This is a genomic window from Micromonospora sp. NPDC047753 (genome assembly GCF_040642735.1).
GTDB lineage: Bacteria > Actinomycetota > Actinomycetes > Mycobacteriales > Micromonosporaceae > Micromonospora.
This window is the reverse complement of record NZ_JBEYSL010000231.1, coordinates 1-10,176: the sequence shown is the minus strand read 5'-3', so window position 1 is coordinate 10,176 and position 10,176 is coordinate 1. Positions and strand designations below refer to the sequence as shown.

The 10,176-nt window shown below is 68.1% G+C and carries 8 protein-coding genes and 1 pseudogene; 6 read left to right on the top strand and 3 right to left on the bottom strand.

The window, feature by feature from the left end; genetic code table 11:
• The first annotated feature begins 147 nt into the window (after positions 1-147).
• Positions 148-615: a type II 3-dehydroquinate dehydratase gene (locus ABZ749_RS19815; RefSeq protein ID WP_357229774.1), complete on the top strand. Its 468-nt coding sequence runs from the start codon at positions 148-150 to the stop codon at positions 613-615.
• Positions 616-1,000: 385 nt separating this feature from the next.
• On the opposite strand, the gene ABZ749_RS19810 is transcribed toward ABZ749_RS19815, so the two are convergent.
• Positions 1,001-1,819 (bottom strand): IclR family transcriptional regulator, encoded by an 819-nt coding sequence (locus tag ABZ749_RS19810; RefSeq protein ID WP_357229772.1) that lies wholly within the window; start codon positions 1,817-1,819, stop codon positions 1,001-1,003.
• Positions 1,820-2,252: 433 nt separating this feature from the next.
• Here ABZ749_RS19810 and ABZ749_RS19805 point away from each other — a divergent pair, with 433 nt between their 5' ends.
• The 4 genes from ABZ749_RS19805 to ABZ749_RS19790 all read left to right on the top strand — a co-directional run bounded on the left by ABZ749_RS19805 (position 2,253) and on the right by ABZ749_RS19790 (position 6,217).
• Complete coding sequence (locus ABZ749_RS19805; RefSeq protein WP_357229770.1) at positions 2,253-2,816, top strand: TRAP transporter small permease subunit; 564 nt, start codon at positions 2,253-2,255, stop codon at positions 2,814-2,816.
• The gene (locus tag ABZ749_RS19800) at positions 2,813-4,093 is read left to right on the top strand and encodes a TRAP transporter large permease (RefSeq protein ID WP_357229768.1); all 1,281 of its coding nucleotides are present in this window, start codon (positions 2,813-2,815) and stop codon (positions 4,091-4,093) included. Before ABZ749_RS19805 ends, ABZ749_RS19800 begins: the two co-directional genes overlap by 4 nt.
• A gap of 61 nt (positions 4,094-4,154) precedes the next feature.
• Positions 4,155-5,189 carry a TRAP transporter substrate-binding protein DctP gene (gene dctP, locus ABZ749_RS19795; protein WP_357229766.1) on the top strand — a complete coding sequence of 345 codons (1,035 nt, stop codon included), beginning with the start codon at positions 4,155-4,157 and terminating at the stop codon, positions 5,187-5,189.
• Positions 5,190-5,338: 149 nt separating this feature from the next.
• Complete coding sequence (locus ABZ749_RS19790; RefSeq protein ID WP_357229764.1) at positions 5,339-6,217, top strand: shikimate dehydrogenase; 879 nt, start codon at positions 5,339-5,341, stop codon at positions 6,215-6,217.
• A gap of 43 nt (positions 6,218-6,260) precedes the next feature.
• On the opposite strand, the gene ABZ749_RS19785 is transcribed toward ABZ749_RS19790, so the two are convergent.
• The gene (locus tag ABZ749_RS19785) at positions 6,261-6,917 is read right to left on the bottom strand and encodes a TetR/AcrR family transcriptional regulator (RefSeq protein ID WP_357229762.1); all 657 of its coding nucleotides are present in this window, start codon (positions 6,915-6,917) and stop codon (positions 6,261-6,263) included.
• Between the two features lie 180 nt (positions 6,918-7,097).
• Between ABZ749_RS19785 and ABZ749_RS19780 the strand changes: the two genes are divergently transcribed.
• Positions 7,098-9,878 (top strand): TIM barrel protein, encoded by a 2,781-nt coding sequence (locus ABZ749_RS19780; RefSeq protein ID WP_357229759.1) that lies wholly within the window; start codon positions 7,098-7,100, stop codon positions 9,876-9,878.
• Positions 9,879-9,979: 101 nt separating this feature from the next.
• On the opposite strand, the pseudogene ABZ749_RS19775 reads toward ABZ749_RS19780, so the two are convergent.
• Positions 9,980-10,176 (bottom strand): annotated as a pseudogene (locus ABZ749_RS19775) (hypothetical protein); the annotation flags it as partial.

Here is a 10,176-nt window from a genome sequence, read left to right as displayed (position 1 = left end):
CACTCCGGCAAGGCGCACTACATCGGCGTCTCCGAGTGGACCGCCGCCCAGCTGCGCGCCGCCCACCCGCTCGCCCCCGCACTCGGCCGTCCACGGGGTAGTACCTGAGATCCACGTGGCGGCACGTCGAGTCAAGGGGTGATGGTCATGCCAGACCGGCTGTTTATTCTCAACGGTCCGAACCTCGACATGCTCGGTCGTCGCGAGCCGCACATCTATGGTCAGGTAACCCTCGGGGAGGTGGAGTCGAGCTGCCGCGAGTTGGCCAGGGAGCTCGGGTTCGACCTCTTCTTCGGACAGTCCAACTACGAGGGACAGCTTGTCGAGTGGGTCCATGGGGCGTATGACGAGTCGGCCTCGGTGATCATCAATCCCGCTGGCCTCTCGACGCGTTCAGTCGTTCTCCTCGACGCGCTCCGCATGCTCTCGCGGCCGATCGTCGAGGTGCACCTCACGAACGTCTTCAGCCGTGAGGCCGTTTACCACCACGACCTGCTGACGGCGAGGGCGGCCGGTGGCTTCATCGCCGGATTGGGCGTCGCCGGCTACGGGTTGGCGATGCGTGGCCTCAGGATGTCGGAGATCCGGCGTGGCCAGGAGTCGCCCGCCCGGTGATCGATCCGCCCCGGGGTCGCCGACCCTTGACACGGCTCACTGCGGATGGCTAACTAACGTACTAGTTCGTATAACTGCGACAATGGGGCTCGACCTCGATGTACACCCCACCATGCGGGTCCTGTCGAGGCTGGCAGACCCGTGCAACGCGGCTGTGTCGCGCCCGGACTGAGCACCGAACTGCCGCCACGACGTGGTCTACGTAGGTGTTGGTGTTGCCCGGGTGTCACGCCGTTCGTGGCGGTGGGAAGGTGGTCCGGCTGTGCGTGGCCCGCGTGCGTCGACGGCCCCCCGCCGGTTGGCCGACCGGGCGCCGGTTGCCGTCGTCGTCCGGGGTCTCGGCAACGCGGTCGGCCGTGCCGGCGTGGCTGCCGGCTGGGCGTGTTCAGCCGCCGGCACCGAACGGGTGGCTGAAACCCTGCTCCACCATCTCCTGCGCTACCCGCCTCAGATCGGCGGCGAACTCGCTGACCCGGGCCTCGGTGAAGCGGACCGTCGGACCGCTGAGCGCGAGCGCCGCCACGACACTTCCGGACCGGCCGACAATCGGCACCGCCACGGCCGACAGCCCGTCCTCCCGCTCGCCGTGGCTCTCGGCGTACCCCTGCACCGCGGCCTCGTCGATCCACTCCTGGAGTCGTTTGACGTGACCGGGCCCGTAGGGCGAGAGCCGGGCGACTCGATCCAGGATGCCGGTACCCGCGTCGCGCAGCAGCACCTTGGCGGACGCCCCGGCCCACATTGGCAACTCGTCGCCGACGTGGACGACGTGGCGCAGCGGCTGAGGGCTCTCCTGCTGGGCGATGCACACCCGGTAGACGTCCCTGGCGACATAGACGTTGACCGTCTCGCGTCGTCGTGCGGCGAGCTCGCGCATCCTGCGCTGCGTGTCCGGCGGGAGTTCCCAACTGCGTCGAGCCAGGTGCGCCCAGCGCCACAGACCTGGCCCCGCCATGTAACCGCTGGTCGTGGCCCAGAGCAGCCCGCTCTGCTCAAGTGTCGAGACCAACCGCAGGACTGTCGTCTTCGCCAGGCCGGTCGAATCCACGATCTCCCGGATCGACACGGTGGGTCGGTCCTCCGTGAGCAGGGCAAGAATGTCCAGCGCGCGTTGGACGCTACGAACGCCCTGCTGGTCGGAGGACTCCACCGCCGACGCCTGCCGGGCGGGAATCCCTGGGTCCACGGGCTCCTTCACACTCATCCGCTCTCCTCGCGTCCGGGCTGGATCGTACCCAGCGAACGAGCGAACCGCCCAGCACCCCGCTACGACAGCCGGGTCGTCCGGGACCGCTGCCAATCGGTCATCTCTTCACGCAACCGTAACGGTCTGGACTCAAACACTTGCCAGGGCCGGGAGCCACCCGTACGTTACACCCAGTCCGCGAGGTGGTCCAAACGGTCCGACTGGCGGTTCGCAGCCTAGGGGGCGACGTGTTCGAGTCCCAGCCGCACCGTTCGAGTGGATCGCTGTCCTGCGCTGGTGCGGCACGACCCCAGGACCGACCGGCATGCGGCGCAGCCGCTGCTGTCGTCGGCAGCCTTCTTCGACCGAGAGCGAGGCCAACCGTGAACCGAGCACCCTCCGCCGTGGGCGCTGGTCGTCGGCGTGCCGATCACCGAGGAGGTGGCAACCGGTGAGCGCCGACGAAGCGCCGTCCGCCGCGACACCTCTCGCGGACACCCCTGGCAGCCCGGTGCCTCGCCGCGAGCCCACCGTGTTGCGCGTCTGGGCCTCGGCGGAACTCGCCGTCGCCTGCTCTGCCCTCGTGCTCATCTTTCTGAGCGTCCTCTGGCAGGTCGTCGGCAGGTACGCTCCAGCACTCAACTGGCCGGGAGCCGGCGAGCTGGCCAACTACTCACTGATCGTGCTGACCTTCATCATGGTCGGCTACCTGATCGGCAACAACGGCCACATCACCATCCAGATCATCGACTACGTCGCGAAAGGGCGGGCGCTCGTCGCCGTCAAGATCCTCTCAGCGGTCTTCACGGCGGTGATCTGCGGGCTCCTCGCCTTCGAGGCCTACTCGCTGATCCAGGCATATCCCACCCGGCGGACGGCGGCGCTGGGAATCCCCTTCTGGTCGCTCTATCTGATTCCACTGCTCGGCTTCGTCTCGGGCGCGGTGCGGGCGATCGTCCGGATCTTCCGCGCCAACCAGGACGACGTCATCTTCGACGCGGCGGAGGCACGATGATCCTCGAGCTGTGGATGGTGGCTCTCGTCATCGCCTTCCTCCTGCTGATCCGGGTGCCGGTCGGGCTGGCGTTCATCGGCCCGAGCCTGTGGTGGGCGATAGCCGACGGACGGTCCAGTGGGTTCGCACTGAAGACGACCTTCGACGGACTCAACAGCTTCCCGCTCCTTGCCGTTCCGTTGTTCATCCTGGTCGGAGTCCTCGCCAACCGGTTCGGCATCGCCGACCGGCTCTACGAGTTCTGCCTGGCGGCGTTGGGACGGGTGCGCGGCAATCTGGCGTACGTCAACGTCGGCTCGGCGGTGGGCTTCTCCTGGATGAGCGGCTCCGCGCTCGCCGACGTGGCGGGCCTGGGGAAGATGCAGATCCCGCAGATGGTGAAGGCGGGCTACCCGTACGGGTTCGCCTCCGGGTTGACGGCCTCGTCGTCCTTGATCAGCCCGGTGATGCCGCCGAGCATCCCGGCCGTCATCTACGCGGCCACCGCGACGATATCGACCGGTGCCCTGTTCGCGGCATCCGTCGTCCCCGCGTTCCTCATGGCGTTCGGTCTCTGCGTGTACGTGTTCATCTGGTCCGCCCGGCGTCGCGACCTGACCACGGTGCCGTTCGACCGGCAACGGTTCACGAAGGCGGCCGTCGGCGCGGCCGGAGCCGCACTGACTCCGGTCATCCTGCTCGGGGGCATCCTCTCGGGGACGTTCACGCCGACCGAGGCCGCTGCGGTGGCAGTGCTCTACATGCTCGTGCTGGGCGCCGCCTACCGCCGGCTGACGCCGCGGTTGCTGCTGCAGAGTCTCCGGGAGACGGCCGCCATCACCGGCGGTATCTCGCTCATCCTGGGTGCGGCGGCGTTGCTCGGCCTGATCCTGACGCGTGCCCACGTGTCCCGGGACGTGGCGGCCTTCCTCACCACGGTCTCTGAGAACCCGCTGATCTTCATGCTCCTGGTCAACGTGATCCTGCTGATCCTCGGCGCGCTTCTCGACGCCACCGCCGTCATCCTCGTCACCGTTCCGGTACTCCTGCCGATCGCGCTCGACCTCGGCATCGACCCGGTGTACTTCGGCGTGGTGATGATCATCAACCTGATGATCGGTCTGCTGACGCCGCCGGTGGGAAGCGTGCTGTACATCACCAGTTCGGTCACCGGCAAACCGGTCGACGTCGTGTTCCGAGGTATCGCACCGTTTCTCATCCCGCTGTTCGCCGTGCTCGCCCTGATCACCGCGTTCCCCCAGGTCTCGCTGGCGCTGCCGAAGTTGCTCGGGTTCTGACCCGGATGGAAGCCCGCTGTCACCGCCTACCGCCGCTACCGCCGAGAGAAGAGGAAAAACCATGCACCGAAAGCTGACCGGGTGGCGTCGCGTCGCCGTAGCCGTCGCCGTCGCCATGCCCGTGGTCCTCACCGCCGGCTGTGCCACGGAGAACAACGCCCCGGCCGCCGAAGGCGAGAACCCCCGACTGACGCTCAAGATCGGTAGTTCTCAGCCGGAGGCCCAACCGAACTTCTACTGCGGGATGAAGTTGCTCAAGGAGCGGATCGAGGCGCAGGACCTCAACGTGACCCTGGACCTGTTCCCCAACAGTCAGCTCGGCCCCGACGCGGAGCGTTACGCGAGCGTCCAGGCCGGTGACATCGACATCGACCTGCAGGGCGGCTCGGCCATGTCCACCGCCTTCCCCAAGATCGGTGTCCTGGACGCGGCGTACGCATTCAACGACATCGACCACTTCTTCAAGTGGGTCGACTCCGACGGCAAGCAGTTCTTCGAGGAGTTCAACGGGGCCACCGATACCACGATCGTGGACGCCTGGTACTTCGGCATGCGTACCTTCACCGCGACCGCCCCGATCCGCAAGCCGGATGACCTCGGCAGTCTGAAGATCCGCTTCCCCAACACGCCGCAGTTCCTCGCCAACGCGAAGGCCCTCGGTGCCAACGCCGTCGCCGTCGCGGTCGAGGAGCTCTATCTCGCCCTTCAGCAGGGCATCGCACAGGGCCAGGAGAACCCGGTGGTGGCGACCCGGGCCCAGAAGTTCGACGAGATCCTCAAGGTCGCGAGCCTGACCAACCACCAGGTCGGCACCCACTACGTCGTGATGTCCGACAAGACGCTCGACAGGATGAGCCAGCCCCAGAAGGACGCGCTGTTCAAGGCCATCCACGACGTTCGCGCCGAAAACCGCAAGTGCGTGGACGACGAGACCAAGAAGGTTCTCGACGGGTGGCGTGGCGCCGCTGGACACACCGTCGTGGAGATCGACCAGATCGACCGCGCGGCCTTCATCAGCAAGGCAGAAGCGTTCTTCAACAGCCACTTCAAGGGCGCGGACCTGGCCCTTTACCAGAGCATCCGGGCGTCGTCCTGATCGCGGCCGTCTCCTCCGGGAGGGCTCTGGAGAATGGCCGCCCTCCCGGAAAAGACGCTGACGGGCCGAGCGGCACCACGGCCCCGTGACCACAGTGCTCGACCGGGTTGGCGGCCGCTGACCCGGGTGGGCAGTTTCCAGGAGGAGCAATGTTGGCCCGGTCTGACGCCGCGAGAGTCCTGATCGGACTCGTGGGCGAAGGTATCCAGCAGTCGCACGCGCCTCTGCTTCACGAGCGAGAAGCCCACCGGCAGGGCATACCGCTGATCTACACCATCATCGACGCCGCCGAGCACGGGCTGACCGCGAGCGACCTGCCCGACATCCTGAGGTGGGCGCGCCTGCTCGGCTATCGCGGCCTCAACGTCACGCACCCGTTCAAGCAGGAGGTCGTCCGCTACCTCGACCACCTCTCCACCGAGGCACGGCTGCTCGGCGCGGTCAACACCCTGGTCTTCGATGGCACCAGGGCCTGCGGATACAACACTGACTCGTCCGGGTTCGCCCGTAGCTTCGCCCGGGAGTTCGCGACCGCCCCGCGCCGGCTGGTCGTGCAACTCGGCGCCGGGGGAGCGGGCGCCGCGGTCGCCCACGCGCTGTTAAGCCAAGGCGTACGGCGGTTAGCACTGGTCGATCTCGATCCGACGAAGGCGATCCAGCTGTCGGAGACGCTCACCTCCCAGTTCGGCGCCGGACGTGTCGAGGTGGGTCGGATGGACCAGTTGACGGCCACCCTCGCGAGGGCGGACGGCCTGGTCAACGCCACACCGATGGGGATGGTGCACCACCCCGGCTCGCCGGTGCCCGCCGCCGATCTGCGGTCGGACATGTGGGTGGCGGACATCGTGTACCGCCCCGTCGACACGGCGCTCCTGCGCGCCGCGCGGGCTGTGGGCGCACCGATCCTGCACGGCGGCGGTATGAACGCCTACCAGGCGGTTGCCGCGTACGAGCACTTCACCGGTCGACCGGCGGACGCCGATGCGATGCTCGCCGACTCGGCCGAGCTGTTGGACGCGGGCCTCTGACACCGAGTTCCGGGCCAGGCGTGCCGTCCGGTGGCACCGGCGCTCATCGCGCCGTCAGGTACTCCAGGACCACGTCACCGAGCATCCGCCGGTAGTGATCACTGCGCTCAGGCGCGAGCAGGTCGCGGTCAAAGATCGCGTTGAAGGTGAATCGGTTGGCGATCCGGAAGACGCAGAAGGAGCTGATCAACATGTGGACGTCCACCGGATCCACACCGTCGCGAAATTGTCCCCCGGCCTGGCCACGTCTGAGTATGCGGGCCAGCACGTCGAGGGCCGGGCTGGCCAGCCGGCCCAGTTTGGCCGATCCGGCGATGTGTTCGGCCCGGTGGATGTTCTCGATGCTGACCAGCCGGATGAAGTCGGGATGTGCCTCGTGGTGGTCGAACGTCAGGGCGGTCAGCCGCACGATCGCCTCGGTAGGGTCGAGGTGATCGACGTCGAGCTCCTGCTCGAGGGCGCGGATGCGCAGGTAGGCGCTTTCGAGCGCCGCGACGTAGAGCTGCTCCTTGCCGCCGAAGTAGTAGTAGATCATTCGCTTCGTCGTGCGGGTCTTGGCAGCGATCTCGTCCACCCGGGCGCCGGTGTACCCCTTGTCGGCGAACTCCCGGGTGGCGACCGCGAGGATCTCGGATCGCGTGCTGTCGGCGTCCCGCGTAGGCGGCTTGGGCGAGACGGCTCCGGACGGCTGAGTGCGCACCGCACCTCCCTGTCGTATGGCAACACTGTAGGTCGCTGTCGCGCGTCTTCCCGGGGACGCTCAGCGGGAGTATAAGTAACTAACTAGTACGTTCATGATTCGGCCCGGTCGGGTCGACCCGCTCAGTGCAACGAACGGCCGGAACCTCGCCCGGATCGACGCCGATAGGGGGCAACTTTCATGCGCACCATGGAGACCGACGGCGCACCGCAACGGCACGGAGAGCAGGTGGGCAGCGATCGGCTCTGCATCGCCACCGTCTGTCTGTCGGGCACGTTGGAGGACAAGCTGGCGGCAGCCGCCGCAGCCCGTTTCCAGAGCGTGGAGATCTTCGGTAGTGACCTCGTCGCCTCGTCGTGGTCTCCGACCCGCGTTCGGCGGGAGTGCGACCGGCGCGGCCTGTCGGTCGCCGCCTACCAGCCGTTCCGGGACTTCGAGGCGGTGCCACCTGACGTGTTCTCGGCCAACCTGCGCCGGGCCGAGCGGACGTTCGACGTACTGGAGCAGCTCGGTGCAGCCACGTTGCTGCTGTCGTCATCGGTTTCCCCCGACGCGGTCGATGACGACGACCTGGCCGCCGAGCAACTGCACGTGCTGGCGGAACAGGCGGCCCGGCGCGGAATCCGCGTCGCGTACGAGGCGGTCGCCTGGGGGCGTTTCGTCAACACCAACGCGCATGCCTGGCGGATCGTCCGCCGCGCCGACCACCCCGCTCTGGGGCTCTGCATCGACAGCTTCCACATCCTGTCCCGGGGTGAGGACCCGTCGACGATCAGGGTGGTCCCCGGCGAGAAGATCTTCCATCTGCAGCTCGCGGACGCCCCACGACTCACCATGGACCTGGTCGAGTGGAGCCGTCATCACCGGCTCTTTCCCGGGATGGGAGCGTTTGACCTGGCCGGGCTCGTCGGGCACGTGCTGACCACGGGCTACGACGGCCCCCTCTCCCTTGAGGTGTTCAACGACGTCTACCGCCAGGCGGATCCCCGCCATGCCGCCATAGACGGCATGCGGTCGTTGCTGACCCTCCAGGAGACGGTGGCGACGGCCGGCCCGGCACGGGCTCGTGAACGACTCCGGCTCTCCAGCCTCCCGCGCGCCCCGCAGCTCGGTGGACACGCGTTCACGGAAGTCGCGGTCGATGACATCTCCGGTCCGAACGTGGCCCGGGCGCTGGCCGGTCTCGGCTTCGTGCATGCCGCGCAACACCGCTCCAAGCCGGTCCAACTCTGGCAGCAGGGCACCGCCCGCATCCTGCTGAACTTCGGCGCGCAACGGATCGTCGCACCCGGAACCGCCACGATCTGTGCCCTCGGAGTCGAAAGCGCCGATCCGGCCGGGGCAGCGCAGCGGGCCGAGGCCCTGCTCGCACCGGCGCTACCACGGCTGTACGAGCCGGGCGAGGCGGAACTCACCTCGATCGCGGCGCCCGACGGCACCGCCGTCTTCCTGGTCCAGAGCGCTGCCGAGGGTGGATGCTGGCTCGACGACTTCACCGCCACCGGCCACGCACTGCGTGCTGACGCTCTGGTGACCAACACCGACCACGTATCCATCACCGAGTCGCTTGACGACTTCGACGAGGCAGCCGTCTTCTATCGCACCGTGCTCGGGTTGACGGCCGAGCGTACGTCCGAGATCGCGGCGCCCTTCGGGCTGATCCGCAGCCGGGTCGCCACCGACCCCACAGGTCAGGTCCGCATCGCGCTCAACACGGCGCCGCTGCGTCGCGGTGACTGGGCGCCCACCATCCCCAGCCCGCAACACGTGGCGCTGCAGACCGACGACATCATCGCCAGCGCCAAGGCGATGCGTGCGCTCGGCGCGCCGGTGTTGAAGATCCCCGACAACTACTACGCCGACCTCGACGCCCGGCTGTCCCTTCCGGCGGCGCGGCTGGCGGCACTCCGTGACCACTCGATCCTGTACGACCGCGACGAGCACGGTGAGTACCTGCACTTTTACACCGAGATCCTCGGCTTCCGCGTCTTCTTCGCCGTGGTGCAGCGCGTCGACGGATACGCCGGCTACGGCGACCCCACCAGCGTCCCCGTACGGATGGCGGCCCACCGCGAGCGTCGCCTGCTCTCGCTACGGGAGGCGTCGGCCCCACGGCCGGAGCAGCGGCACGACTACTCACTGGCACACCTGACCGCGTTGAGTCTCTCGCCGCCCGAACTGGTGGAGGCCGCTGCCGACGCCGGGTATCGCTTCGTCGGGCTGCGGCTCAACCGGGTCACACCGCAGGAACCGCACTACCCGCTGGCGACCGACCCGGGCCTGATGCGAAGCACCAAGGTGCGGCTGGCGGCGACCGGAATCGAGGTCCTCGACATCGAACTCGCGCGATTCAGCCCGGACAAGAACCCTCGGGACTACCTGCGCTTCCTCGAAGCAGGCGCCGAACTCGGGGCACGACACGTCATCACCCAACTGCCCGACCCCGATCGGGCCCGCAAGATCCACCGGTTCGCCGAGCTGTGTGAACTTGCCCGGCCGTTCGGTCTCACCATCGACCTCGAATTCCCGTCCTGGACGGAGACCCCGGATCTGCGCGAGGCGACACGGGTGTTGCGAGCTGCCGACCAGCCAAACGCCGGCATTCTGGTCGACCTGCTCCACTTCGCCCGTTCCGGGTCGAGCATCGCCGATCTACGGCAGCTTCCCGCGCACTGGTTTCACTTCGTCCACGTGTGCGACGCGCCTGCCGGCGTGCCCCCGACCACCGACGGCCTGATCCACACCGCGCGGTTCGAACGACTCTCGCCCGGTGAAGGCGGCATCGACGTGCACGGCATCCTCGACGCGCTGCCGCCCGGGCTGCCATACGCGCTGGAGATTCCGCGCGCGACACTCGTCGCCCAGGTCGGTGCGAAGGAGCATGCCCGCCAGGCGGTCAGCGCCACCCGGGACTACCTCGAGGACACGGTCGCCCGGCGGCAGTCCGCCGCTGACGCCTGACAGCGCTGCCACCGGAGAGGTAGCAGGGGAGGGACCGCTGGGGAGGTGACGTGGGTCGGCGGCCATCGGCACCAGCGATGCCGTTGCCGGCACCGCCGCCGCTAGCGGCACGGGAGGGGTGGCAGCGCCGGAATCGCCTGGTAGAGCACCTCGCGTAGTCGCTCGACGTTCGCGGCGAAGATGCGTAGCACCGCTGCGTGGTTGACCGCGTTGGCAGCGTCGACTCCGGCGTCAAGGTCGGTCACCACCGGCGCAGCGCCGAACACGCCGGGTCGGGCCGCCCCGTCCGCCGGTCGGC